Origin of the sequence: Mycobacteroides sp. PCS013 (assembly GCF_049532645.1) — a bacterium.
In the GTDB taxonomy this organism is placed as follows: Bacteria; Actinomycetota; Actinomycetes; order Mycobacteriales; family Mycobacteriaceae; genus Mycobacterium; species Mycobacterium gwanakae.
This window is the reverse complement of record NZ_CP150131.1, coordinates 4,985,459-5,009,169: the sequence shown is the minus strand read 5'-3', so window position 1 is coordinate 5,009,169 and position 23,711 is coordinate 4,985,459. Positions and strand designations below refer to the sequence as shown.

Sequence of the window (23,711 nt, the reverse complement as noted above, 5' to 3'; positions counted from 1 at the left end):
TTTCGATATTGGAAATAACGATACTAGGGCGGCTTGGCGGAGGGAAGGGTCTACCGGTAGGTGGCGAGGACCTGCTTGCGCAGTCCGTCGGTGGCGGTTTCCATGGCGCCCTTGATGGCCCGCTTCAGCACGAATCCGGGCAGCGGGATCAGTGGGTCGACCGTCAGCTCGAACTTCACGTGCGTCTTATCACCCTTGGGCGTGAAGGTGTACTTACCGTCCTGACGGCGCTGCTGACTGGCCTTCACCAGGGTCCAGCTGACCGTATCGGCGCCCCAGGTGTAGGCGACGGTTTGTTCGTCGGTGATGCCCGCCGTCTTCACCTTCATCTTCACCTCATGCGGTCTACCATCGTCGCCCGTGGTCAGCACCGTCGAACTCTGATGCGCCGAAGACCATTTCGGCAGAACCTCAAAGTCTGCGATGACATCCATGATCTGCGCGGGGGTCGCCTCGATGACGATTTCCCGGGTATCGCTAGTGGCCATGGATCTGACCCTAGCGACCCCGCGAGCGCTAGACGGTGAATCCCCCGTCGATGTTGATCGCGGTTCCCGTGATGTACCAGGCCTCATCCGATGCCAGATAGCTCACCAAGCTGGCGATATCGCGAGGCTGGCCATAGCGCCCTACCGCGATATTAGGGAGCAGGATCTGCGCCAGCTCGCCGTTCTCTGGGTTCATATCCGTGTCCACCGGGCCCGGCTGAACGTTGTTGATCGTGATGCCCCGGGGGCCGAATTCACGCGCCAGCCCGCGCGTCAGGCCGGCGACGGCCGCCTTCGACATCGAGTACAGCGATGCGTTGGGGGTAGGTGAATGGTCGCCGTTGATGCTGCCGATGGTGACAATCCTGCCGCCCTCGGCCAGATGCGGGGATGCCGCCTTGATGGCCGCGAAAACAGCTCGCACGTTCACCGCGACAATCTCGTCGAAGTCTTCCAAGGTTGCGGTGTCCACGTCCCCAAAGGATGCGATGCCGGCATTGTTGACCAGAATATCCAGTCCGCCAAGGTGTTCGGCTGCCTCGTTGACAGCGGCCGTGAGCTGGGCCGGGTCCGATACATCGGCCTTGACCGCCAGCGCCCAGCCGCCATCCTCCTTGACATCGGCCACGACATCCGCGGCCGGTTGCGGTGAGCTCGAGAACGTGAAGACGACACGCGCACCATCTTCGGCGAGCCTGCGCACGATGGCTGCGCCTATTCCGCGCGATCCGCCGGTGACAAACGCGCGGCGACCCTTCAGTGGTGGAGTCATGGTGGTCCTTCCGTAGGTACGCACGGGTCAAGTGGACTCGGGTCCGAAACATTCCCCGTCATGCCAAACCGCCACGTTATGCGTTTCCCACCGGCATACTCGCTGTGTGTCGTCACCTGACATTCACCCCAGCCTCCGTTTGGCGGCCAAGGTATTTCCACGACAGGTCGGCCTGCCACGAACCCTTTCCACCCTGCGCGGATTGATCCGCACCTCGGGACTGTTTCCCAGATTTGGGGTGCGGACCGTAGCGGTGAACGACGACGTGACGGTTCGTGCACACGTTCCCAAGAACCTGACCGAGCCGTCCCCGGCTCTGTTGTGGATTCACGGCGGCGGTTATGTGATGGGCACGGCACGTCAGGATGACTTCTTCTGCCGCAAGGTCATGCGGGAAACGGGGCTTCCCGTCGTGTCGGTTGACTACCGGCTGGCACCCGAACATCCCTATCCGACACCCGTCGAAGACTGCTATGCGGCGCTGCGCTGGCTATCGGTGCAAGGCTGGATCGACCCAACACGCATCGCCATTGGCGGCGCCAGCGCCGGCGGCGGACTGACCGCAGCACTTGCGCTGCTGGCGCGTGATCGGGGCGAGGTCGCACCGGCGGCGCAGCTGCTGGTCTACCCGATGCTCGACGACCGCACCACCACGCGCACCGACGTCGACGAAACCAACCTGCGGATGTGGAGCACCAAAAGTAACCGGTTTGGCTGGGACTCGTACCTGGCGGACACCGACCGCAATGTCGCCGTACCGGGTCGGCGGTCGGACTTGGCCGGAGTAGCGCCGGCCTGGTTGGGCATCGGGACGGCCGACCTGTTTCACGACGAGGACCTCCTGTACGCCGAACGTCTGCGTGCCGCCGGAGTGCCCTGCGAGCTGGAAGTCGTGGAGGGCGCTTTCCATGGCTTCGACAGATTCGTGCCGTGGGCCGGGGTATCGAAGGACTTCGTGGCCAAGGCCTGCCGAAGTCTGCAGGGTGCGCTCATCTGATCGGCGCCTGACGGCCGAATCTCTGAATACGGCTGGACGACAACGGCTCTCCGGAGTCTTCGTCATCAACTCCGTCGCACGCGAGACCGAACAAACTAAACCCCTATGGGGTACCGGCACCGCCTTGCATCCCACACGCTAATGTAAATGAATATCGTTATCGTTGTCATTAGTGCGGTGGAGGTTGCGGAGTGGCTATGCCGGTGTGGATGGCGTCGCCGCCGGAGGTGCATTCGACCCTGCTCAGTGGAGGTCCCGGGCCCGGGCCGCTGCTCGCAGCCGCAGCCGAATGGTCTTCGCTGGGTGCGCATTACACCGCGACGGCAGATGAGCTCCGGGCGATTCTGGCCGCCACCCGTGCGGCAACGTGGCAGGGACCAAGCGCGGATACGTATGTGGCGGCGCATATTCCGTATCTGGAGTGGCTGACCCAAGGCGCCATCGAAAGCAATGCCCGCGCGGCTCAGCATGGGACCGCTGCCGGCGCATACAGCACCGCGTTGGCGGTCATGCCCACTCTTGCCGAGCTGGCCGCCAACCACGCCACGCACACAGCGTTATTGGCAACAAACTTCTTCGGTATCAACACAATTCCCATCGTTGCCACCGAGGCGGACTACGTCCGCATGTGGGTTCAGGCCGCCACGACGATGGCGGCATACCAGGCCGCGTCCGAGGTCGCCCTGGCGTCTACGCCGCCTTCCACACCGCCTCCGTCGATCCTGCACGATCACGATCACGATCACGATCACGATCATGACCACGAGCACGGCCACGACGACGGCCATGGCCATGGGGATTTGGACCCCACCGACCCGGAGTGGTGGGTGGATGTGGCCGGTGAGATGGTCGAGCACCTCAAGCTGCTGTGGAACAACCTGCTGACCGATCCGGCCGCGCTGTTGACCAACCTTCCGTTGGTGTTGGCTGATGTGGCTTTTCATGCCGCACAATTGGCTTCGACAATCGGCCAGTTCGCCCCGGCGCTGATCCAGCCCGCGCTCGCCCTGGCGATCGCCAGCCTGGGCTCGGTGGTCGGGTTGGCAGGCCTGGCCGGTATCCAACCGTCGCCCGAAATCCTTGCGACGGAACCGAACCCCGTCCCGGAACCCCCCACCGCAGCGGCTGCTGGCACAGCCCCCGCCTCTGGTTCATCGCCGTCGGCTCCCGCACCGGCCCCCTCCGGCGCACCAGCGCCAACCACTCCAGGTACCGCGCCTGCGCCGTCGTCTCCTCCCCCACCCGTCGGCGATCCAGGTTTCTCGTTCCCGTATGCGGTCGGTGGCGGCCCCCGCATCGGCGCCGGATTGGCTCTGGCGAGCCAGGTCCACACGAGAGCCAGTACGTCAGCCAGGAACTCAGCATCAGAACGCGCGGGGACTACCGCGACGGCCGCGGCGCGACAGGCACGCCGACGACGCGATCGGAGCAAGCAAGAAGGCCGCGCCGTCGAATACATGGACATGGACGCCACCGTGACCTCTGACAGGGGCGAGCCCTCTGCGACGGCTTCACACCGCGGAGCCGGACCTATGGGGTTCACCGGCACTGTGCCCAGGACAGGCCTGGCGGCAACCGGATTGGCCACATTGGGCCACGATGACGACTTCAGCAAGGGCGCTCGGGCGCCGATGATCCCGAACACCTGGGACCCGGACGGCGCCGACGAAGATTAGCGGCGCCGCATTCGGTGTGCGCCTAGCAGGTGATCGAGACCAGAGCGACCTTGTGATCGATCACCGACACAGTTGTCGGAGCATTCCGCACGTCCCGGGCCGGCTGCGCTGAGTAGACCGGGGACTGCTCCTCCACGGAAGCAACGCACCTACTCAAATCTGTCGCAGCGCCACTCTTGGAGACGATCACCCGGTAGCCCTTGGCTTTCAGGTCGTTAATAACGGCACTCGCATCACCGACCCCCGCAGGACCCGCGTGAGCAAGCCCCGGGGAGCCCACGGCGCCGATCATGCCGACGGCCGCGATAGCAAGCAGTCCAGTCCGCCAGTACGTCCCCCGCCACGCTGAATGGGACCGGTCTCGAGGGGCAAACTTAACCATAACTAGATACTATACTGGTTAAGTATTAATTAACAATACCGCTTTCGTGAGTCGACGACGGCAGTGACTATGCCTCAGGTAATAGACACGATTGGTCCACAGATACAGAAAAACCCGCCGTCTCCGGCGGGCTCTCGTGGTGGCCAGGGCCGGGATCGAACCGGCGACCTTCCGCTTTTCAGGTGGATAAAATGGCCACTGACCTGCGATTTAACTGCTTTCGTACGTCGAATACGGCGCACTGAGCAGGTCCGACGCATTCAGCCTGTCTGACGATCGGACATAAACCGGACACGACGCCTGCACTCCCGACATGGGAAAACCCCGACGCTCCTCATTCCAGTGATCTGCGTCGGGGCCCCAGGGAGCAGGTACTCCGATGCCCAGCATCGCACCATCAGTCACCCTCGACAACCCTGACCGGGAGACGACTTCCGGCACCAGGAAACCCCGCCAGTGCAGACGAGATGCCTCGGCCGAAGCCGTGGACGTCGGCCGGTCGCGAGCGCCCGAGGCCCGAAGGGCCGTAGGGCGCGAGAGCGTCAGCGGTTGGCCGGACGGCGGGAGCGGCGCAGGCCCCAACCCGGCCACCGCCGCCGGGCTTGTTATATGTGCCAAAAATGTCCGCACCCAGGTCTCTGGAGATCGTGAGGCCCGTGAGCTGCGGGCGTCTGATGCTCTGGGCTTGCGGTTTCCGAGCCCGGAGATGGTGGCCTCTGCCGCCGCGTTGTTCGAGAAGGCCGCCCCGTGGGCCGCTGGTCGCGACCGTCTGGGTGTTGAACCCGAGTCCGCTCGATTTCAGATCACGATCGGTCCCGGCGTCGTGCGTCTCAGCTGGAAAAACCCAGTACGCCAAGAGAAAGCATCCGAACGAGCTGTACAGCAGCACAACTTAGGCGTGGCTGGTTGGCACGACCGCGTGAAAGATCTACTCGCCCGTGCCTCTCGACTCGATCCGCGGCCGATCATCGCTGTCGCCGAGGGTAATTGGATAGATATCGTCCAAGGCCGCCAAGGCCGATTGATCACCGAGTGGTCACGCAAGTCCAGATCCATGATGTGCAGGGCTTTTGCTGAACTCGACTACACACCCTTGGTAGAATCGGGCCGAATTCCAGTGATGGTGACACTCACCTACCCCGGTGACTGGGAAATTGTCGCCCCGACCGGCGCGGCCGTAAAACGACACATGGTCTTGTGGCGCAAGCGATTTCAACGCGAATACGGAGAACCTGTCCGTTACATTTGGAAACTGGAATTCCAGCGCCGCGGCGCGCCGCACGTTCACCTATGGATGGCCCCGCCGCGCTCCCCCGGCAAGACTGGCACTTCTTTCGCCGCCTGGTTATCTGACACCTGGGCCGACATCGTGGACCACCCCGATCATGAGCAGAGAAGCCGCCATTGTCAGGCCGGAACTGCCATCGACATTCTGTCGGGTCTGCGGGCCTGTGATCCAAAGCGACTAGCAATATATTTCACTAAACACTCGTCACCAAACACCCACGGAGACAAGGAATACCAACACATTGTGCCGAGCCTTTGGAGGGAACCCGGTCGAGGCCCCGGCCGGTTTTGGGGGATTTACGGGCTCCGGAAGGCTACCGCTACGGCCGAGGTTGGCGTAGACGCCTACCTTGCAACTCGTCGGATCATCCGCCGATGGTCGCGCTCCCAGGCTGCCTACAGCGCCGCTAGTGAACGATTTCCATCGGCGGTCGTACCCCGGACAGCACATCGGATCGTCCCAAGAGTAGATAAGGCGACCGGCCGAGTGAAGTACCGAAAAGTACGCCGCCGACGAGCGTTGTGCGACCAAGGAGGCCTTGCCGGTGGGTATGCGTTGGTCAACAACGGTCCGACGTTTGCGGCACAACTTTCACGTGCAGTTGCCTAGTATGCATATCTGTCAACAATTTTCACGCGTCGGAAAGAGAGAGCATGGACGAATACACGTGGGGCGATGCCGTGGTGACCTACCCCGACTGGATTGGCACAGCACAAATCGATCAGAAGATGGCCGAGTCCGGGAGTGTCTACCAACTGACAGGACTTGATCCGGCCGAGTGGTTGATAGTGGGCCTTGATTTCGGCGGCGGCGAGTCTGGCATGCACAATCCCCACGTCATCGCCGTGCGCCGATCGGATTTAGGCGAGCGTCATATTTCAGATGTGTCTGACGTGAAAGCGGCTGACATTCAAATCCATGGCGTCGACCCATTCGATTTGCTTCGTCAGATGTCCCACTTACTAGACATGCGTTTCCGCATCCGCAGCGTTAAGGATGCCACCATCACGATTACAGAGCTTCTTGACGAGCCACCCCAGGATAACTAGATCCGGAATCTACGCGCGCAGCGCCAGACCCCCCGTCGAATCTGACCTCAGCCCGATACTTCTTGCTGTCTACTAACCGTTTTCGCAGCTGGGCCACTCGTGCTTTCCTACGGGGTTTTTGGCCGCCCCCGCGCATAGCTTCACGCTCCTGCGCGGACGTTTCGCCCAAGCGTCTGTGTGCTCGGCGATCCCCAGGCCAGGCGCTGGCCGAGCCCGCAGTCAGGCCGCATTCAGGCCGCTAGATGGACCTTCTGGTGTGTCATCTGGGTCGGTCTCGTCGTCATACTCGAACAACTGACCAGCGCCCGCTACCGCAAGAGCAATTCCAAAAAATGTCGTAATCGTGAACAGTATCCACCAGTACCATCCGTGGTTGAGCGCCAGATAGGCTAGCCCCCAACCAATTCCGGCCGTAATTAGAGCAACGAAGACTATCGCCGTGACTGAGGACCAGCTAATTTTTCGGGAGGCTCTCTTGATTCTCTGGAGTGCGAGCTGATGAACGTCAAACTCAATGAGCTGTTCTATAACTGTCTTCGCGTCTCCGGTAAGCACATCAGCGAGTGCTGCTTCTTTCTCAACCTTACGGATCAGACGAGAATCTGAACCGAGGTAAACCTTCCCAACCAAGCTAGCGAGCACTTGAACGCCAACCCCAGCCAGTGCGTACCACCCACTGCCATCGCTCATGCCAAGAACGCTACAACGCCTGGTGGGGGCTCAGCGAGATTCCGATCACAGATTTTTGGATACCTAGTCAGCACTGGCACGCCGTAGCCGCCGCCCTGTTCTGAACGATAGTGACTGCCCGCACTCAAGTTCTGCGAACTCGAACCCGACGTACGGTAGGCGACGCTGTTGCACGGGCCATCAGGTCTCGCAGTTCGGGATCAGCTTCGTACTCATGCTGCGCTTCTGCTCGCGCGGGTGCGGCATCAGATATTTGGCCGTGTGCAGCACTGTCCGGCACTTCCCCGCCGCGCCTAGTGTGCCGCCGCCTACCCGTCATTTGTAATGCTCGCCGCAGTACTGAGCGCGAGCTTGCGCCTTGAGCTCTTCTACGCGCTGTCGTACAGCCTCAAGTTCTTCCGGCGTTACGTCGGCCTGTTTGAAGATCTGCGGCGCCCGGCTTGACCTCATTGTTCGCCGCCGGCGCTGCACTGTTCGCTCGCTCGCCTCCTGAGTTCTTCGGCCTCGCGGCGCATGGCTTCAAGTTCTTGCGGCGAGGCGTCGACACGCTCGAAGATCTGGGGTGCCTGGCTTGATCTCATCTACTTAGCCCTTCTCCACGTCCAAGAATCTGGTGCCCTGATGTCGCTGCGCGATGACACTAGGTAGCGTAACTCTCATACAAATACGAAATAAGCTGTGCCGCAAGATCCTTGGCCCCGATGCGGTAACCAGCAAGTTCTGACACCATGTCGTCAAGTTTCCATGAGAACAGATGGTTGTACCGTGCGTTGTACAGCGCCAAATGCTGGATACCGCTCTCAGGCGGACTCAAAAGACCGTAACAAACGACTTGGTATAACAACCGTAAATCCAGCCCGTATCGCGGCGTCCCGTCTTGCTTTCGTCTGTCGACAATGGCCTTGATTTCGATTGTCCATGGCCCAGCCATGATATCGGCGTCACCCGCCAGCGGGCCCATCATGGTGGTGTCCTCACGGAGGGGCCCACCACACTCCCGAATGAAGGGTATTAGGTTGTTCCTACTGGTGTTGTACAGAGCTGCAAGGTCTTTCAACTCATCCGCTCTCAAAGAATCTGAGCACCCGAACCATGTTTCAACGTCACACCCAGAGCTGGCCGATAGTGGAGATTGGCGCAAATCGATGGCTCTACCGACCTCAGTGAAAAGCGCTAGCGCCCAGCATCCCCGGATCAGTTCCTCAATTACGTCTTGATCTTCGCCGCCGTTCCGCGACAAACACTCGGCGATCTCACTGAGACGCGACGCGATGCTTTCGAATCGATCCATCCAGTCGGGACCATTCTTGCCACTTTGCACTTGAGCCCAAGCTGCACCGAGTGCCGCCGCCTCTGGGCGTTCGTCCGGCGTGACGGTAAATCGAATCAAACAGTCGAATGCCGTACCTATCGTGCCAACACGCGCGCCTTTCGGAGGCTCAAGACACTTATTTACCACCGACTCGCGGAATTCTTTTTGAATCCTCTTTGTATTCGGCAGATGCATGCAGAGCCAGTTTCGCAACGGGCTACCAGGGTCGTGAAGCTCTCCGGTAATGGAGCCTGCTATCGATGTCATAGATCTACAGTGACGCGCTTGCTGAAGTCCGTCAATTCACTCGTTGGATCACTCCGCGCCGACACACATGGTCTACACACATATGAACCAACATCTGTCACACATACATGAACCAACGGTCGGCACACACATATCACCTGGGTAAAACTGTACCGCACTCATGCGTGTAATGATTCGCTGTACCGCACTCATGCATACCGATATCGAACACAAAACATGTCGCTCATCGACGCACTGAAATGCCAACAAGGCCTTCCATCACGACCGGTATATATGCAGCTAAACGACGATTTTTTGGTTCTGAAACGCGACTGGATTGACGGATTGAAACAGTTGCGCTCACACTGGGTAACAGATGATTTTCATGCACCGCATTCAGCAATTGGAGGTTAGCCGTGGACTTGACATCCCTGGAGATAGATTCCATGTTTCACCACAGATCGATTACGGGGCTTTCCCGTTTTGTACTAGCTGCGGCTGCCGCCGCAATTTTAGTGTCGTCAGTAGCACTCGCCTTCACTCTCGGGGTTCTGCAAGCCGGCCGAGTGCCGCTACCTAACCCGGGGCCTTCGACGATGACTGTTCGGGTATTCAACGATGCGCCGATGCCGATGATCGGGTCCGCTGCAAAGCCAACTATTTCGCCATCTTTGCCACCCAGCGGTGGCGCTCTAGCACCCCCGCCGGGCACCGCCCAAACACCAGCAGAACGTTCCCGCTAAGGCTCTGCACGAGAGATCCGAAGGAGTAAAAGAAATGGCGATAGACCGTCTCAATGACGTACCAGTGGCCGATGAGTTCTTCAGCCAGGTAGACGTAGTTCAGGTTCGTTCAAAGACAGAGTTCAGGGATGGGCAGGAGGTCGAGGCCCGAAACAAGTCCGGTGAGTGCGGCTGGGTAGTGGATGCCTTGGTACGTACAGAGACTGGGGTACGAACTATCTCGTGGACCGTCTGGGGTACCGAGCCAACGTACTCTGGCCCAGTCAAGCTGCGAGGTGTCCGTGCCGCCCCGTGGGCCACCGCACCGGGCAATGTCCGCCCAAAGACAGGGTTGTGGCTGTCGGTCGGATCTGTGGAACCCACGCCGTCTGTCTCAACCACTTCGCGCCGTCCTGCCGGCGGTGACCAAAATGCCGGTTAAGGCTATCGTCCTCAGTCTATTTGCCTTCCTCGTCGTCGGCGCCGTACTACCAACGGATCTGCGGTTGGGTTTACTTCTGATAGCCGCCCTGGCGGCAATTGTGTGGGCGTTGATTCACTGGCAACGGTCCGCCGAGGTCCGGTCTAGTTTCGATCCTCCACTTTCGACAGCCATCGAGTTGTTGCAGTCTCCCAAGAAGTTTCAGAACCTCTGCCGCTCTGTGGGGCTCACTCACACCAGCAAGGCTCGAAGCGGCTGGTCCACGGCTATCGAGCCGGTGGAGCACCTACCGACAGTTGTCGGTAGCGCATTACCGACTCCGTACGGCGCATCGCTGGCCGTACTTCCGGCTCTGGGGCACTCGGTTGAGACATGGCAGTCAGCTGCGCCTCGGCTGCAAGCAGCTCTCTCTGTTCCTAGCATTGTTGTGATCGATCGTTCCGATCACTTGGAGGTACAGCTGCGGGTCAAAGATCCGCTTAGTACGGATATCGTCGCCGATCACGTGATTCCGGCTTCTGACCTATCGCTCGGGCTTGGCTTCGACGAAGACGGCAACTGGTTGTCGCTACCTGTGGCCAACACTGGCGGACTCGTGGTCGGCGGACTTCCCGGTTCGGGCAAAACAGCCTGGCTCACAGGGGTTTTCGCCGCGCTTGCCTCCAGCCCGCTGTGCCAATGGGTGCTAGTGGACGCGAAACACGGGCACGATTTGGCGGCTCTGGCACCCCGTTCATATCGGTACCTCGCCGCCGAAGCAGACCTGCTTGATGTCCGCGACGGACTTCGCGAAGTTCAACTGCTGATGAACCACCGCCGCAAGAACATGATCGAACTGATCGGTACGCCGAATTTCTGGTCGGCTCCGATCTCGCCATCGAACCCCGTTGTGTTCGTAGTCGTCGATGAGGTTCAGCAGCTCCAGCCCACCGCATTCGTCACGAAGGAAGATAAGGCTCTGGCGACCGAGATCGACTTGTTAATAAGGGATCTGGTTCGTCTCGGGCGGAGCGCAGGCATCGTGGTTGTCCTTTCGACCCAACGTCCGACAGCAGACGCGATCAGTACCCCAATCCGCGACAACGCAGAGCTGCGGGTCTGCTTCAACGTCAGAAGCCGCGAGTCGGCTGTCGCTGTCCTCGGCGAATGGTCAACCGACGATCTCGTTTCCCCGCTCGGGCTGCCAACCGGCGTAGGCGTTGCATACGTCAACAGCGAACTATGCAAATTCCGTGCACCTTTCACCCCCGAGCCTGTCCTTGTGGAATCGGTATTACAGCACCAGCAGTTGACCGCCGATCCCCTTGACCTGCTGAGCCAAGCCCTATTCAACGCACCCGATTAATCTCGGAAGACTCGGAAAGACGACATGAATTTCGTTCAGGCACAAGGAATCATCGCAAGATGGTTCCGCGTGAGCATCGACCACCAGAAGGAAGCATCATGACGGTACGCCAGCTCAGTACGAATACACGGGCCCCGGAAGATTTTCCCGAGCTGCTGACAGCCGACCAGGTAGCAGATCTACTCGGCGTTTCCGCTGCCACGGTGAACCGCTGGGGCGCCTTACGAGACCAAGGCGAAGACGTCGGCCCGCCTTGCTATTCACTGTCTGATCGTGTCCGTCGCTGGGACGCAGCTGACGTGCGCAAGTGGATTCGCCAGGTTCGCCGTTAGATGGCAGGCTCGGTTCCTCGTGGTATACGCAAGCGCCTCAACAGTTCTGGCCAGCCTCGTTATCAGGTCCGTTACCTAGTGCGCGACCCGGCGACGACAACCGGCTGGACGGAAACATCCACCACGTTCGGTAGCCTCCGCGAGGCGCGAGCGTTTAAGGCCGATCGGGATAACGAGACCGCCCTCGGGACTCAACGGTTCGACCCCCGTCTTGGGAAGGCGACGTTAGACCGCATCTGGTCGCAGTACAGCGCCTCTAAACGGCCCGCAGTGTCGCCCAAGACATGGAGCGGTTACGTACAGCACTGGGAACTGCGCATCGCTCGTCGCTTCGGCCACATGCCGGTCGATGAAATAACCCGCCAGAAGGTTCAGGAGTTCGTTGACTGCCTCACGGTGGGTCCGTGGGCCAAAGTCTCAACACTGCGGCTGCTGCGATCGATTTTGGAGGTCGCGCGGGAAGACGGCCGCATCCATCGCAACCCGGCGCAGGGAGTGTCGGCCGGGCGTATACCGCCACGTGACCGCCATCGATACCTCACGGCATCAGAAGTCGTCAGCCTGGCTACTGCATGCGGCGATCAAGGCGACGTGGTGACGATCCTGGCCTACACAGGCCTGCGTTGGTCCGAACTGGTTGGCCTGCGTATTTGCGATGTAGACCTGTCCGCGCGTCGCCTGTACGTCCGGCAAGCAGCCCCCGAGGTCAACGGACGCATAGTTGTCGGTCCGCCTAAGACCCGCGCCGCTGTCCGTACTGTTCCATTGCCCCAAGTCGTCATAGATGCCCTGACACTGCGTATCGAGGGCCGCGCCCCCGCTGACCCAGCAATTACGTCGCCGAACGGCGCTATGCTCCGCTCCAACAATTGGCGCCGCCACAGCCACTGGTCAAAGGCCCTTCAAGCCACCAAACTTGCGCCACTCACGATTCATGATCTCCGGCACACCTACGCCAGCTTGGCCCGCGCCTCCGGCGCTGATCTCCGCTACGTACAGAAGACCATGGGCCACTCGACGCCCACCGTGACCGCGAATATCTACAGTGACCTTTACTCAGACGAACTCGATCAGGTCGCAATCAATCTTGACCGTCTTCATTCATCTGATTTGTCCACAAAGAACGGACAGAAACCGGACACCCCGAAACATCCGTAGAGTGCAGAATTTGTGTTCATGCAGGTCAGAAATGGTGGCCAGGGCCGGGATCGAACCGGCGACCTTCCGCTTTTCAGGCGGACGCTCGTACCAACTGAGCTACCTGGCCGGACGGCAGATCCACAGATACTGCCTCGCCGTACTGGCGACCCTGACGGGACTCGAACCCGCGACCTCCGCCGTGACAGGGCGGCGCGCTAACCAACTGCGCCACAGGGCCTTACTCTGCTCCCAGTATGACTGGTTGCGTACCCCCAACGGGATTCGAACCCGTGCTACCGCCGTGAAAGGGCGGCGTCCTAGGCCACTAGACGATGGGGGCCCATTCCGAATCTCTCCGGGGTACCCACAACGCTTGTCGCGTTGGGAGCTCGCCCAGCTTAGGGCACAACCCGCCCAGAACCCAAACCGGATAACCACGGTGCTCGCGTGGTGAGCCAACCAGTATCCTGTCTCTCCGCGCCCCTATAGCTCAGTTGGTAGAGCTACGGACTTTTAATCCGCAGGTCCCAGGTTCGAGCCCTGGTGGGGGCACCACATCGCTGGTTGTGATCAGCGGGAGCAGGAGCCTTATCAGGCCCTCGCCCGCTGCCTACCGTTCGGGCAATGACGTCGACAGCCGAGGAAACCACCGAGACACCCGCGCGGCAATCCCGCCCGGTGACCTTCCGGCAGGCGTTCTTCGTCGCCGTGACAGCGGGCCTCGGGTACGGCTTCGACTCGTATGCAGTGAACATCTACGGTCTGGTGCTGCCCGAGATCAAGAAGACGCTGCACATCACCGAGGCCCAGGCGGGCTACATCGGCTCGATCTTTCTGCTCGGGTACACCATCGGCACCATCGGCTTCGGTCTCGCTGCCGACCGGTGGGGTCGCAAGACCACACTCGGGGCCTCGATCCTGCTGTACGGCATCACGACCGCCCTGGCAGGTCTCACCACGAACGTCGCCGCATTCACCGGGCTGCGGTTCCTGACGGGCGTCGGCGGGGCTGGCGAGCTCGCGGTCGGCGCCCCCTACACCGCCGAAGTGTGGCCGGCCAAGACCCGCGCCATAGGCGTTGGCGGCGTCATCTTTTCACTGTTCTCGCTGGGATACGTGCTCGCCGCCGGCGTTGCCCTGGTCCTAGTACCACGGTTCGGCTGGCAAGCCGCATTCGTCGTCGCGATCGTGCCCGCGGTCGTACTTTTCCTTGCCCGGCAAGGCATCAAGGAATCTCACCGCTACACCCAGACGAAAGCCAAGATCGAAAGCGGCGCCACCAAACCCAAGCTGTGGCATGTCCCCGGTGTGCGTCGACGGCTCATTGTCGGCTGGCTGGTCTACACCGCCAACGCGGTCGGCTATTGGGGCATGACCCTCTTCCTGACCACGTACATCGTCAAGAAATTCCACGCCACCTCGGTGGAAGCGATCCGCTATGCCCTGATCTTCTTTCTGCTGCAAGCCGTCTTCGTCTTCATTGGCACCGCACTCGCCGACTGGATAGGGCGGCGTCCCTCGGCCATCCTCGCCGCGGTCATCGAAATCACCTCTACGGCATTGGGGGCCACGTCAGAATCGCTGTCCGAGTATCTAGTGTTCGGCGCCATCTCCATCGCGACACTCGGTTGGCTGTGGGGCGTCGGCGACACCTATGTCGCCGAACTGTTCCCCACTGTCTTGCGCGGCACCGGATTCGGTATCGCGGTCGGCGGTGGCCGTGTTGTCTCCATTGCCGCGCCCACCCTGGTGGGCTGGACCATAACGCATTACGGAATTCAGACGCCCTATCTTGCGCTCAGTGGGCTGTGGATCCTGACGATTGCCGGATACCTGCTGGGCCCTGAAACCAAGGGCAGCGAGCTCGAAGAGCTTGCCGACGAGGCCTTTACCGAAGACCTGACGACCTGACGAACGCAGTTGGGGGCACCGGCAGCATGTGCCGACGCCCCCAACTCGCGTGATTCTCTTAGCCGGCGAGTTCCTCAGCGGCCTCGGAGATGAGATCGGCGATAGCAACGGGCTGCGACGCCAGCGAGGCGTGGCTGGCGTCCAGTTCGATGGTCTTGCGGGGGTTGATCCGCTGCGCCATCTTGCGCTCGTTATCCGGGTTGATCATCCGGTCTTGCGTGGATACCTGGTACCAGGAAGGCTTGACCTTCCATGCGGGTGCCGTGATGGCGTCACCGAATGTCGATGCCAGTGGCGCCTTTTGAGTGACGGCCATGATGAGGGCCGCGTCCTCGGGCAGATCCTGCGCGAAGCTCTCACGGAACTTGTCCTGCTTGATCCACAGATAGCCATCGCTGTCGGGGGCCAGATTGGCCGCCGCAGCAGGCGGCAGCTGCTCGGTCAGCTGACCGGGGCTCTCCCCCGCGTCGGGAGCGAACGCCGCGACATAGACCAGGCCCACCACGTTCGGGAGATCGCCCGCCTCGGTGATCACCGCGCCACCGTAGGAGTGCCCGACAAGGAGCACCGGGCCGTCGATCTGCTCCACCATCTGCCGTGTGCGGGCAGCGTCATCGGCCAGTGACGTCAATGGGTTCTCGACCGCATATAGCTCCCCGTAGCCACGCTTGTGCAGCTCGACGATCACGTTCCCCCAATGTGCGGCGCCACCCCAGAATCCGTGGACCAGGACGATAGCCGGTTTGCTGGACATATCTGCCTCTCAGTAGATGTTGGACGACCTCGACCCCGTCGTGTCCGCTCTCGGCGGCGCTGTTGACTTACCGGGGCTCCACCAACATATTTGGACTATGGAGCAAGTGGTATGACCGATCATCCTGAATATTTTGCCGATCAGCCAAAATCACACAGCTGGTTCTCAGATTCTCCCGATATCGACGCCTTCTCGGGAGTCTTGTCCGCCATCGGGTTGCGCGGAGAAACCGTAATGCGTTGCTCCTCCGAGCCGCCTTTCGACATCGCACTACCTCCGAACGAGCGCGTGCTGCACATCGCAGAAACTCCGGGCCTTCGCGTGCACATCGACGGAGATCTCGAGTACATCCTCGGCGCAGGGGACATGGTGCTGCTGGCACGGGGTACGGCGCACCGCCTCGCCCAGGGCGAGCCAACCTGTGTCCGAAATCTTTCTGCGGCGGACGGGCACGTGAGCGCGCGTGATAGCCACACCGCAACCCGTTGGGTCAGTGGACGATTCACCGCGGAGAAGAAGGCCGCCGACCCCCTACTGTCGGTCCTGCCGCCAGCCATCGTCGTGCGGACCGACCAGCCCGGACATGAATGGCTATCACTGTCTCTCCAGCTCGTGCTGGCCGAAGTCGTCACGCCCAGCCCGGGCTCCTGGGTGATGCTCTCACGGATCCTGGACCTGCTGTTTATTCACGCACTGCGGGAGTGGTCGACCTCCGACCGCGCTGAACCAGGCTGGCTCACCGCGGCTCTGGATCCCCGGCTTGCACCCGTCCTCACCGCGATACACAACAACCTGGCGCACCCCTGGTCCATCGCGGAGCTCGCCAAGCACGCGCAGCAGTCACGCTCGGCCTTCACCCAACGATTCACCGCGCTGCTGGGGCAACCGCCCGCCGGTTACATCACCGAGCGACGGCTCGACCGGGCAGCGCATCTGCTGCGCTTCAGCACCGACACGGTGAGCCAGGTCGGCAGAGCCGTCGGTTACACCTCCGACGCCGCGTTTAGCCGGGCGTTCCAACGCCGATTCGGCGAGCCTCCGCTGCGGTGGCGCATGCGGCACCGGTCCAGGTGACCACCGGTCAACGACTTCCCTTGCGGCTCAATATGATTCCTGCGACCACGATCGCCCCTCCCAGGGGTTCATGCCATCCGATTCGCTCGTTCAAGACCAGGGCCCCCAGCAGCACCCCGATCACCGGGGCCAGGTAGGTGACCGAGGACGCGGCGGTGGCACCCCATCCGTTGACGATCTGGGTGTTCCAGACGTACGCCAGTCCGGTGCCCAGCACCCCGAGAGCCGCCATGCTCAGCAGCACGACGGGGGTGATCGCCATCCGGTGATGGTCAGCGAGCGCCACCACGGCGGTCATCAGCACCGCTCCCAAACCCACCTGAATACCGGCAACCGCAAGCGCGGGTAGCCCCAGCGGCGTGACGTACTTGCGCATGTACACAAACCCGATCCCGTAGCTCATGGTTGCCCCCAAGCACGCGAACTGCGCCAGCACCGGCCCTCCGTGGCCGATCAACTGCCACGGGGCCAACACCACGCACACCCCCAGAAACCCGAGCCCCAATCCGAGCAGCTGCATCCGGCCCGGTCGCTCAGCGCGCAAGGCGACAAGGGTCACCAATGTGGTCATCAGTGGGGTCGCCGCGTTGTAGATGCTGGCCAGCCCCGAGTCGATGCTCTGCTCAGCCCAGGGATAGAGCACGAACGGAATGACGCACAAGGTCAGCGAGACAACGCCGATGTGCCCCCACACCTTGAGCTCGCGCGGCAGCGAAACACGCAGCAGCACAACCAGAGATGCCAGCGTCAGGGCACCGAAGTCCAAACGCGCGGCAGCCACCTGTAGCGCCGACAGTCCTTGCAGCCCGACCTTGATGAAAAGGAAACTCGCACCCCACACCAAAGCAAGAGCGGCGAACCTCAAGGGAAGCCAGCGGCTACGGGCAGGGGCGGCAGTCGCGGTGTCCACCCAGCAATTCCACAGCACACCCAACCGCCCGCGCTAGCGGTTTTCCGCCATCTAGACGCCGGTACTGGACCCTGGGCGCACGATCATCAGCACGGTCACCGCTGCCCACAACAGGTTGAAGATCCCGGTGAACATCGCCAACCGCGCGAATACCCGCGCATCGAGGGACTCACCATCGCCCAGCTGGACCAACACCCGTTGTTGGCGCGGCAGCATCACAAACACCAGCACCACCGCCGCTATGCCGGTGAGCACCAGCGATGCGATCAGCCAAGGGCTGCCCAGCACCCCCATCAGATCGGCCAGCGGCAGACCAAACATCGGAATCGCAATCCCTACCACGGCATATACCCGGCAGACCCGATGCAGGGTGCGCAGACTTCCCAGCTCGCCGCCACCATCGGGCGTGGCGGCGGCCCGCCGCGCGAATGCCGGAAACATGCTGGCTGCCACGGCGATTGGCCCCACCGCGAGAATCACCGCCAGCACATGGATGGAGAGCAATAGCTTGGTCACGCGCAGACGGTATCGGTACTACCGCAATGCCGAAAGCCTGCAGCTGGCCATATTTCGACGACTTTCGGCCGTATCACGCCACAATCTTGGGAGTATGTGCCGATGGGCCGTCGGATACTGATGTACTTCACCGTGTTCGGAATCGCGATGTGGTTCTTCGGAAACCTCTACGAGGCGGTCGTGATCGGACCGAACATCGCCGGTGACACCAAGGAACAGCTACGGGCCTTTCAGCAGTTCACCGTGGTCACCAACCCGGTATACTACTACATCCCGCTCACCCAGATCGCCGCCGTCACGCTGATCGTCTGGTTCGTGCGCACCCCATGGCGGGCCCCGGAGAAGCGCTCACTGTTTATCGCGAGCCTCGCCGAGATAGCGGCGGTCACTCTCTCGATCTACATCATTGTCAAGCTCAACATGACGCTCTTCTTCGGATCGCTTGGCGAAACTCCCGACGAGCTCCACCGTCTCGCACTGCAATGGAACCTGCTCAACCTCGTCCGGGTTGGGGTGACGGCACTAGCACTGGTGTTTGCCCTGGGGGCATTGACCAAAGTACGCGCGCGGACATCGACGCAGATCCCTTAACCTGTGACACTCGATCTCATTTAGCCATCTCAGCGAGGAGTGGGCATGCCCAAGACGATCGTCATCACCGGCGCCAACGCCGGAATCGGCCTGGCCAGTGCGCACCGATTGGCCGCGGATGGGCACACCATCGTCATGGCGTGCCGCAATCAAGCGAAGGCCAACGCCGCCCGCGATCAAATCCTGGAAGCGACGCCGGGCGCTCGAGTCGACGTCTTGTCGCTGGATTTGTCTTCGTTCGGGCACATCCGACGTTTCGCCGGTGAGCTGGCAGCGCAGCATCCCCAGGTCGATGTGTTGATCAACAATGCCGGCGCCTCGCCCATGCGCCAGTCGAAAACCGAGGATGGTTACGAGCTGCAGTGGGGAGCCAATTATCTGGGCCCCTTCTTGCTGACGCACCTGTTGCTTCCTCAGTTGCAGGCCGCACCGACCGGCGATGCCCGCATCATCCATCTGGCTTCGGTCGCCCACAGCGTGGGCAGAATCAACGAAAACACCTGGCGAGGAAGGCGTTTCTACTTCACTTTTTCTGCCTATGCGCAGTCCAAGATGGGCAATCTTCTGTTCAGCAATGCGCTGGCCCGCCGTCTCCCCAAAGGTGTCACGTCGAACGCACTGCATCCCGGTAATGTCAGATCCGACATTTGGCGCGAGATACCGCAGCCCGTGCGGTCAGTGGTGATGCTGGCGCTGATCACACCGGAGCGGCCGAGTCAGCTGATCACCGACATGGCGGTGTCGGAAGTGCACCGCGGACGCAATGGGGAATACCTCGCCGCACAAACACCGAGCCCGGTTCGGCGCTACACCAAAAATCAAGCGGCGCAGGACGACCTGTATGCCAAGAGTTGCGAGCTCGTCGGTGTCGAGCCGTTGCCGGTCCGCGGCTAGGAAAGGTTCAGGCGGCGCTCGGCTTCGATGGCGAGATGCAGCTCGGCGATGTCACGGGGGCGAGCGATATCGCGTCCCGTCAGTTGCTTGAGCCTGCGCAACCGATACCGCACGGTGTTGGGATGGCAGAACATCGCCCCTGCAGTGGCCGGAATGGAACCGTCACAGGTGACCCACTGCTGAAAGGTGCTCACGAGCAATTGCCGATCCGCGGCACCAATGTCACCGAGGCCACCTAACACCAGATCGCAGTATCGCTCCATGGTCGGTGGATCGGTAACCGCCGCTATCGCATAGGGATTCACGTCGAACGCCAAAACCGCCTCGTCCCCCGTGGCCGCCAACAAAGCGGCCTTCGCATAGTTCAGAGCCGAACCATGCGGAGGGTAGCCGTCATATACCGGGCTAACCCCTATTCGCTGCACGACAAGACCGCGTAGCGCTTCGCCCAGCTCTCCGAGCCGCGAACGCATAACGAGCGCAACGACTCCCACCTGCATATCGGGTTCAACCCGCCATGCTGAGGCAAAACCACGGTCGCCCAGGGTCTTCTCCGCAGCACGCAACGCGCGGTAGTCGAGCGGCCCCGAATCAATGGCAACCACGACGAAGCACCCAGATTCCGGTAGCCCGAGTAGATGTGCCGCATCCCCTGCGGTCATGCCCGCTGGTAGGCGGCCGTCGATAAGCCCACCTACCAGCGCAGAACGTTCCTGATCCCGGTGGATGAGCTGCTCGACGACGACCTCGCGGTACCCCTCGGCCATCGCGTCGGTATAGATGTCTTGGTTCTGCCACGCCTGTGAAGCTGCGGCCCGCAATTCCTGCCGTGACAAGCCGGCTGCGTCAATCGCCTGCAATATTTGGTCCCATAGAAATTGGCCCCCGGCCCGGTAGGCCGACATCACGTCGGCCAACGGCACCCCTTGTTCTGCGCGCAGTCTGCCAACCCGCCCCGCCACACTCGTATCGGGAGTTCCCGCTCCCATTACCTCCAAGACGAACACCATCTGGTCACGGCCGGCCGCGAACAGATCGTCATCGGTGACCAGCGCAGGATCCCGGTATGCGGCGACGCGTTCGCGAATGATCCGACATTGTTCGGCGCACATCTCATCCACTCGAACAAGCAGCTGACGTCCGACAACATTCAGATTTGCCTTCGCGGCGTCCGACAGTGACTCACCCACGGTGACCAGGCTACTGCTTCGCCCACGCCACAGATTGTTCAAATGGACAATCAATCTTGGCCTATACACCATCGACGTGCGACTTAGAGCTAGATACGTTGTTCGTAGAGTCAGAATCAAGTCGATAGAGCACGGTGAGGCGTCACCCGGATAGCCGCGGACACGTGGCAAGGCAAGAACCGGAATCTGCCGTTGCTACGCCACACAAGAGGCAGGAGGAACAATGAGCGATCAGCAGAAGACCATGGCAGTCGTCGGTGCCGGCGTCATCGGACTGTCGTGGGCACGGCTGGCCCGTGACCATGGGTGGCGCGTTGGTATAACCGATCCCCGCGAGGACCTCGATGCGGTGGTTGAAGCAACCTTCGGCGCAGGTGACCCCGACGTGTTCGCGAGCCACACACTCGCCGAGGTCGTCGCCGAAGCAGACTTGGTCCAAGAAAACGGTCCCGAGCGCCTAGCCGTCAAGCACGACCTATTCGGCCAGTTCCTGGAGTCGGCCCCCGAGCACGCGGTGTTGGCCACCTCAAGTTCCTCGATCGGCGCGACGCTCATCGCCGACGGCCTCGATGCAAGCGACCGCATCGTTGTCGGTCATCCTTTCAACCCGCCCGAGTTGATGCCTCTCGTTGAGGTGGTTCCCGGAGCGCATACGAGTGATTCCACGCTTCAGACCGCCCTCGAACTGTATCGAGCTCTGGGCCGCGCGCCGATCGTGATTCGTCGCGAGGTCCCCGGTTTTGTCGCCAACCGGCTCCAGGTAGCACTCACGCGCGAGGCCCTGTACCTCGTCGCGGACGGTGTGGTCAGCGTCCCGGACCTCGACTTCGCCCTCCAGAACTCGCTTGGCTTACGCTGGGCCGCAACAGGATTGTTCGAAGGAAACGCACTGGGCGGCGGCCCGGAGGGCGCGCGGCATCTGTATAAGGGCCTCGGTGCCGAGGTAGGCAAGATCACGCCGGGAACTCCCCCATCGGACCCACAGATCATCGAACAGCTCCTCGAAGCAATCGACACCGCCTACGGGACCGGCGACGAGAACTACCACCGGCTACTGACGCGACGCAACGAACGCACCCGTGCGATCTTGGCGGCACTACATCAACTAGATGCCTGAATAGCACGACATCCCAAGGAGAACAGCATGTTTCGACACCTTCTTGCCCTGAATCAGCTCCAGAGGGCGATCCTGAAGTTCCCCGTCTCGGGTGGAGAACCCACGGAATTGGTGACCGAACTCAACGAACTGCCCGACGGCATAGTCGTCGACCCCGCGCGGCAGAACATCTACTGGACCAACATGGGCGTGCCCACGCTCACCGATGCCAACCAACCCCTTACCGAGCACAACCTCGACTTCTACGGAAAGAACGGTTCCATCGAGCGAGCAGCCATCGATGGAACCGAGCGATCCTACCTCCTGCCAACAGGAAGTTTTGTTACTGGTAAACAACTTTCGGCAGCGTGGTCACTCGGACGGCTGTACTGGTCCGATCGCGAGGGCGCGGCTGTCCGCAGCGCGCGGCTGGACGGCAGTGACCTACGCGACGAGGTGACCGTCGCGGTGAACGAATCGGACCGCAACATAGTTCGCAATCACTGCGTCGGCGTAGCGGTCGACGAACAAAACGGACTTCTGTACTGGACGCAGAAGGGCCCTACCAAGGGCGGCGATGGACGGATCTTTAGAACTTCCTTGGAGATCCCCTACGGACAGACTCCACAGCACCGAGACATAGAGGTGCTCTGGACCGCCCTGCCCGAGCCGATCGACATCGAACTAGATCTTGACGCCGGATTGATCTACTGGACCGACCGCGGCGCAGCGCCCTTGGGCAATACGTTGAACAGAGCCAAGATTCCTGCACCCGGACAGGGAGGTGGAGAGGTCACGATTCTCGCTTCGGGATTCAGCGAAGCGATCGGCCTGGCAATCGACAAGGAAGCCGGCATCGCCTACGTGAGCGACATGGCGGGAGAAATCCGGGCCGTCAACCTCGACGGCAGCGGCGAGCGCTCGTTCGCGAAAGTCGAAGGCAACCTCACCGGAATCGTTGGAATCTAAACGAAACTCGCCAATCGTCAACATAGATCGGAACAAAACATGACGTACTCACCCCCGACAAACATCGCCAATCGACCCGTCACCGTCTTGGGAGCGGGCACACTCGGCCGCCGCATCGCCCTCACCTTCGCAACGCGTGGCGGCACGGTGCATCTCTACGACGTATCCGAGGACTCACTGAAGTCGGCCAAGGAATTCCTCGATCAAAGAATTCCGGAATTGGTCAAAGCCAGAGCCGATGTGGGCGCCACACCGGCGAGTGTCGAGTTCTTCACCGATCTGCCCAGCGCGGTGAAAGACGCTTGGTATGTTGTCGAATCCGTTCCCGAGGTGCAGGCACTCAAAATCGATATCCTCGGCCAGCTCGATGACATCGCCGCACCCGACGCGATCATCGGCACCAACTCGTCGTCCTTCATGAGCAGCGAGCTCATCGGCAAGGTCAAACACCCAGAAAGATTTCTGAACACCCACTACGGCCAGCCTCCCGAAGCGCCGCAGGCCGAGCTGATGACCGATGGGCAGACCGATGAACGGATCTTCGACATCCTTAGTGCAGAGCTGCCTACGCACGGCTTCGTCACGGCCGTCGCACGCACGGAAAGTGTTGGTTTCATCATCAATCGGGTGTGGGCTGCCATCAAGCGGGAAGCCTTGGCCGTTGTCGCCGAGGGTGTTTCGACACCGACAGAATTCGACCGGATCTGGGTCGCTGCACACATGAGCCCGGTGGGTGTGTTTCGCGCGATCGATCAGGTAGGCCTCGATGTCGCACTGGACATCGAAGAAAACTACATCAAGCACTTCCCCCATATCCCCACCACATCGCGGGACCTTCTGCAGCGATATGTAGATGACGGCAAGCTGGGCGTGAAATCCGGTGAGGGGTTCTACAACGACTACCCGAAGCCGTCACGCGGCTGAA

General features: G+C 61.2%; 23 protein-coding genes and 4 tRNA genes. 15 read left to right on the top strand and 12 right to left on the bottom strand.

From position 1 onward, the window contains the following. Positions 1 to 50 precede the first annotated feature (50 nt). Both RHO23_RS24955 and RHO23_RS24950 read right to left on the bottom strand, forming a co-directional pair. The gene (locus RHO23_RS24955) at positions 51 to 488 is read right to left on the bottom strand and encodes an SRPBCC family protein (RefSeq protein ID WP_030094281.1); all 438 of its coding nucleotides are present in this window, start codon (positions 486 to 488) and stop codon (positions 51 to 53) included. A gap of 28 nt (positions 489 to 516) precedes the next feature. Further along, positions 517 to 1,260: an SDR family NAD(P)-dependent oxidoreductase gene (locus tag RHO23_RS24950; protein ID WP_264921858.1), complete on the bottom strand. Its 744-nt coding sequence runs from the start codon at positions 1,258 to 1,260 to the stop codon at positions 517 to 519. Between the two features lie 106 nt (positions 1,261 to 1,366). Between RHO23_RS24950 and RHO23_RS24945 the strand changes: the two genes are divergently transcribed. Together RHO23_RS24945 and RHO23_RS24940 are read left to right on the top strand one after the other, a co-directional pair. Then, the gene (locus tag RHO23_RS24945) at positions 1,367 to 2,257 is read left to right on the top strand and encodes an alpha/beta hydrolase (protein ID WP_070941952.1); all 891 of its coding nucleotides are present in this window, start codon (positions 1,367 to 1,369) and stop codon (positions 2,255 to 2,257) included. Positions 2,258 to 2,454: 197 nt separating this feature from the next. Continuing rightward, positions 2,455 to 3,933 carry a PPE family protein gene (locus RHO23_RS24940; RefSeq protein WP_423489291.1) on the top strand — a complete coding sequence of 493 codons (1,479 nt, stop codon included), beginning with the start codon at positions 2,455 to 2,457 and terminating at the stop codon, positions 3,931 to 3,933. A 22-nt stretch (positions 3,934 to 3,955) separates the two neighbouring features. Here the strand turns inward: RHO23_RS24940 and RHO23_RS24935 are convergent, their stop codons facing one another. Next, positions 3,956 to 4,315: a hypothetical protein gene (locus RHO23_RS24935; RefSeq protein ID WP_234798246.1), complete on the bottom strand. Its 360-nt coding sequence runs from the start codon at positions 4,313 to 4,315 to the stop codon at positions 3,956 to 3,958. Between the two features lie 379 nt (positions 4,316 to 4,694). Between RHO23_RS24935 and RHO23_RS24930 the strand changes: the two genes are divergently transcribed. Together RHO23_RS24930 and RHO23_RS24925 are read left to right on the top strand one after the other, a co-directional pair. After that, on the top strand, positions 4,695 to 6,212 hold the full coding sequence (locus RHO23_RS24930) for a rolling circle replication-associated protein (protein WP_423488473.1): 1,518 nt from the start codon (positions 4,695 to 4,697) through the stop codon (positions 6,210 to 6,212). Positions 6,213 to 6,256: 44 nt separating this feature from the next. Then, entirely contained in the window at positions 6,257 to 6,652 is a 396-nt protein-coding gene (locus RHO23_RS24925; RefSeq protein WP_423488472.1) for a hypothetical protein, read from the top strand. Between the two features lie 219 nt (positions 6,653 to 6,871). Here the strand turns inward: RHO23_RS24925 and RHO23_RS24920 are convergent, their stop codons facing one another. Together RHO23_RS24920 and RHO23_RS24915 are read right to left on the bottom strand one after the other, a co-directional pair. Continuing rightward, complete coding sequence (locus RHO23_RS24920; RefSeq protein ID WP_423488471.1) at positions 6,872 to 7,342, bottom strand: hypothetical protein; 471 nt, start codon at positions 7,340 to 7,342, stop codon at positions 6,872 to 6,874. 640 nt (positions 7,343 to 7,982) lie between these two features. After that, the gene (locus RHO23_RS24915; RefSeq protein WP_423488470.1) at positions 7,983 to 8,921 is read right to left on the bottom strand and encodes a hypothetical protein; all 939 of its coding nucleotides are present in this window, start codon (positions 8,919 to 8,921) and stop codon (positions 7,983 to 7,985) included. A 1,123-nt stretch (positions 8,922 to 10,044) separates the two neighbouring features. Here RHO23_RS24915 and RHO23_RS24910 point away from each other — a divergent pair. The 3 genes from RHO23_RS24910 (at position 10,045) to RHO23_RS24900 (ending at position 12,899) form a co-directional block, all read left to right on the top strand. Next, on the top strand, positions 10,045 to 11,409 hold the full coding sequence (locus RHO23_RS24910; RefSeq protein WP_423488469.1) for a cell division protein FtsK: 1,365 nt from the start codon (positions 10,045 to 10,047) through the stop codon (positions 11,407 to 11,409). Positions 11,410 to 11,507: 98 nt separating this feature from the next. Further along, complete coding sequence (locus tag RHO23_RS24905) at positions 11,508 to 11,741, top strand: helix-turn-helix transcriptional regulator (RefSeq protein ID WP_074367546.1); 234 nt, start codon at positions 11,508 to 11,510, stop codon at positions 11,739 to 11,741. Further along, positions 11,742 to 12,899 (top strand): tyrosine-type recombinase/integrase, encoded by a 1,158-nt coding sequence (locus RHO23_RS24900; RefSeq protein WP_423488468.1) that lies wholly within the window; start codon positions 11,742 to 11,744, stop codon positions 12,897 to 12,899. 32 nt (positions 12,900 to 12,931) lie between these two features. Here RHO23_RS24900 and RHO23_RS24895 read toward each other — a convergent pair. The 3 genes from RHO23_RS24895 to RHO23_RS24885 all read right to left on the bottom strand — a co-directional run bounded on the left by RHO23_RS24895 (position 12,932) and on the right by RHO23_RS24885 (position 13,221). Beyond that, positions 12,932 to 13,008: transfer RNA gene (locus RHO23_RS24895), tRNA-Phe, on the bottom strand. A 34-nt stretch (positions 13,009 to 13,042) separates the two neighbouring features. Then, positions 13,043 to 13,119 (bottom strand) — tRNA-Asp (locus RHO23_RS24890). Positions 13,120 to 13,148: 29 nt separating this feature from the next. Beyond that, a tRNA-Glu gene (locus RHO23_RS24885) sits at positions 13,149 to 13,221 on the bottom strand. Positions 13,222 to 13,360: 139 nt separating this feature from the next. Here RHO23_RS24885 and RHO23_RS24880 point away from each other — a divergent pair. Then, a tRNA-Lys gene (locus tag RHO23_RS24880) sits at positions 13,361 to 13,436 on the top strand. 69 nt (positions 13,437 to 13,505) lie between these two features. Further along, entirely contained in the window at positions 13,506 to 14,792 is a 1,287-nt protein-coding gene (locus RHO23_RS24875; protein ID WP_423488467.1) for an MFS transporter, read from the top strand. 58 nt (positions 14,793 to 14,850) lie between these two features. Here the strand turns inward: RHO23_RS24875 and RHO23_RS24870 are convergent, their stop codons facing one another. Continuing rightward, positions 14,851 to 15,546, bottom strand: a complete 696-nt coding sequence (locus RHO23_RS24870; RefSeq protein ID WP_057969393.1) for an alpha/beta hydrolase — start codon at positions 15,544 to 15,546, stop codon at positions 14,851 to 14,853. Between the two features lie 111 nt (positions 15,547 to 15,657). On the opposite strand from RHO23_RS24870, the gene RHO23_RS24865 reads away from it, so the two are divergent. Then, complete coding sequence (locus RHO23_RS24865; RefSeq protein WP_264922581.1) at positions 15,658 to 16,620, top strand: AraC family transcriptional regulator; 963 nt, start codon at positions 15,658 to 15,660, stop codon at positions 16,618 to 16,620. A gap of 7 nt (positions 16,621 to 16,627) precedes the next feature. Here the strand turns inward: RHO23_RS24865 and RHO23_RS24860 are convergent, their stop codons facing one another. Beyond that, a complete protein-coding gene (locus tag RHO23_RS24860) occupies positions 16,628 to 17,530 on the bottom strand; it encodes a DMT family transporter (RefSeq protein ID WP_070916654.1) in 903 nt (300 codons plus the stop codon). A gap of 51 nt (positions 17,531 to 17,581) precedes the next feature. Next, positions 17,582 to 18,046, bottom strand: coding sequence for a hypothetical protein (locus RHO23_RS24855; protein WP_070916655.1), 465 nt, complete (start codon positions 18,044 to 18,046; stop codon positions 17,582 to 17,584). Positions 18,047 to 18,148: 102 nt separating this feature from the next. Here RHO23_RS24855 and RHO23_RS24850 point away from each other — a divergent pair, with 102 nt between their 5' ends. Then, entirely contained in the window at positions 18,149 to 18,637 is a 489-nt protein-coding gene (locus RHO23_RS24850) for a DUF1772 domain-containing protein (protein WP_264922579.1), read from the top strand. 45 nt (positions 18,638 to 18,682) lie between these two features. Continuing rightward, the gene (locus RHO23_RS24845; RefSeq protein ID WP_264922578.1) at positions 18,683 to 19,531 is read left to right on the top strand and encodes an SDR family NAD(P)-dependent oxidoreductase; all 849 of its coding nucleotides are present in this window, start codon (positions 18,683 to 18,685) and stop codon (positions 19,529 to 19,531) included. On the opposite strand, the gene RHO23_RS24840 is transcribed toward RHO23_RS24845, so the two are convergent. Continuing rightward, complete coding sequence (locus RHO23_RS24840) at positions 19,528 to 20,643, bottom strand: PucR family transcriptional regulator (protein WP_264922639.1); 1,116 nt, start codon at positions 20,641 to 20,643, stop codon at positions 19,528 to 19,530. The two genes, RHO23_RS24845 and RHO23_RS24840, sit on opposite strands and share 4 nt — an antisense overlap. A 301-nt stretch (positions 20,644 to 20,944) precedes the next feature. Between RHO23_RS24840 and RHO23_RS24835 the strand changes: the two genes are divergently transcribed. From RHO23_RS24835 to RHO23_RS24825, 3 genes are read left to right on the top strand one after another with little or no spacing between them, the layout of a single operon-like run. After that, positions 20,945 to 21,838, top strand: coding sequence for a 3-hydroxyacyl-CoA dehydrogenase NAD-binding domain-containing protein (locus RHO23_RS24835; protein WP_264922577.1), 894 nt, complete (start codon positions 20,945 to 20,947; stop codon positions 21,836 to 21,838). A gap of 27 nt (positions 21,839 to 21,865) precedes the next feature. Further along, entirely contained in the window at positions 21,866 to 22,786 is a 921-nt protein-coding gene (locus RHO23_RS24830; protein WP_070916659.1) for a hypothetical protein, read from the top strand. A 39-nt stretch (positions 22,787 to 22,825) separates the two neighbouring features. Continuing rightward, a complete protein-coding gene (locus RHO23_RS24825; protein ID WP_423488466.1) occupies positions 22,826 to 23,710 on the top strand; it encodes a 3-hydroxyacyl-CoA dehydrogenase family protein in 885 nt (294 codons plus the stop codon). The last annotated feature ends 1 nt before the right edge of the window (position 23,711 follow it).

Excerpts from the sequence above, each read along its gene's own strand:
- RHO23_RS24955 (WP_030094281.1), bottom strand. The coding sequence starts at position 488 with ATGGCCACTAGCGATACCCGGGAAATCGTCATCGAGGCGACCCCCGCG.
- RHO23_RS24950 (WP_264921858.1), bottom strand. The coding sequence starts at position 1,260 with ATGACTCCACCACTGAAGGGTCGCCGCGCGTTTGTCACCGGCGGATCG.
- RHO23_RS24940 (WP_423489291.1), top strand. The coding sequence starts at position 2,455 with ATGCCGGTGTGGATGGCGTCGCCGCCGGAGGTGCATTCGACCCTGCTC.
- RHO23_RS24935 (WP_234798246.1), bottom strand. The coding sequence starts at position 4,315 with ATGGTTAAGTTTGCCCCTCGAGACCGGTCCCATTCAGCGTGGCGGGGG.
- RHO23_RS24930 (WP_423488473.1), top strand. The coding sequence starts at position 4,695 with ATGCCCAGCATCGCACCATCAGTCACCCTCGACAACCCTGACCGGGAG.
- RHO23_RS24925 (WP_423488472.1), top strand. The coding sequence starts at position 6,257 with ATGGACGAATACACGTGGGGCGATGCCGTGGTGACCTACCCCGACTGG.
- RHO23_RS24920 (WP_423488471.1), bottom strand. The coding sequence starts at position 7,342 with ATGAGCGATGGCAGTGGGTGGTACGCACTGGCTGGGGTTGGCGTTCAA.
- RHO23_RS24915 (WP_423488470.1), bottom strand. The coding sequence starts at position 8,921 with ATGACATCGATAGCAGGCTCCATTACCGGAGAGCTTCACGACCCTGGT.
- RHO23_RS24905 (WP_074367546.1), top strand. The coding sequence starts at position 11,508 with ATGACGGTACGCCAGCTCAGTACGAATACACGGGCCCCGGAAGATTTT.
- RHO23_RS24900 (WP_423488468.1), top strand. The coding sequence starts at position 11,742 with ATGGCAGGCTCGGTTCCTCGTGGTATACGCAAGCGCCTCAACAGTTCT.
- RHO23_RS24875 (WP_423488467.1), top strand. The coding sequence starts at position 13,506 with ATGACGTCGACAGCCGAGGAAACCACCGAGACACCCGCGCGGCAATCC.
- RHO23_RS24870 (WP_057969393.1), bottom strand. The coding sequence starts at position 15,546 with ATGTCCAGCAAACCGGCTATCGTCCTGGTCCACGGATTCTGGGGTGGC.
- RHO23_RS24865 (WP_264922581.1), top strand. The coding sequence starts at position 15,658 with ATGACCGATCATCCTGAATATTTTGCCGATCAGCCAAAATCACACAGC.
- RHO23_RS24850 (WP_264922579.1), top strand. The coding sequence starts at position 18,149 with ATGGGCCGTCGGATACTGATGTACTTCACCGTGTTCGGAATCGCGATG.
- RHO23_RS24845 (WP_264922578.1), top strand. The coding sequence starts at position 18,683 with ATGCCCAAGACGATCGTCATCACCGGCGCCAACGCCGGAATCGGCCTG.
- RHO23_RS24840 (WP_264922639.1), bottom strand. The coding sequence starts at position 20,643 with ATGTGCGCCGAACAATGTCGGATCATTCGCGAACGCGTCGCCGCATAC.
- RHO23_RS24835 (WP_264922577.1), top strand. The coding sequence starts at position 20,945 with ATGAGCGATCAGCAGAAGACCATGGCAGTCGTCGGTGCCGGCGTCATC.
- RHO23_RS24830 (WP_070916659.1), top strand. The coding sequence starts at position 21,866 with ATGTTTCGACACCTTCTTGCCCTGAATCAGCTCCAGAGGGCGATCCTG.
- RHO23_RS24825 (WP_423488466.1), top strand. The coding sequence starts at position 22,826 with ATGACGTACTCACCCCCGACAAACATCGCCAATCGACCCGTCACCGTC.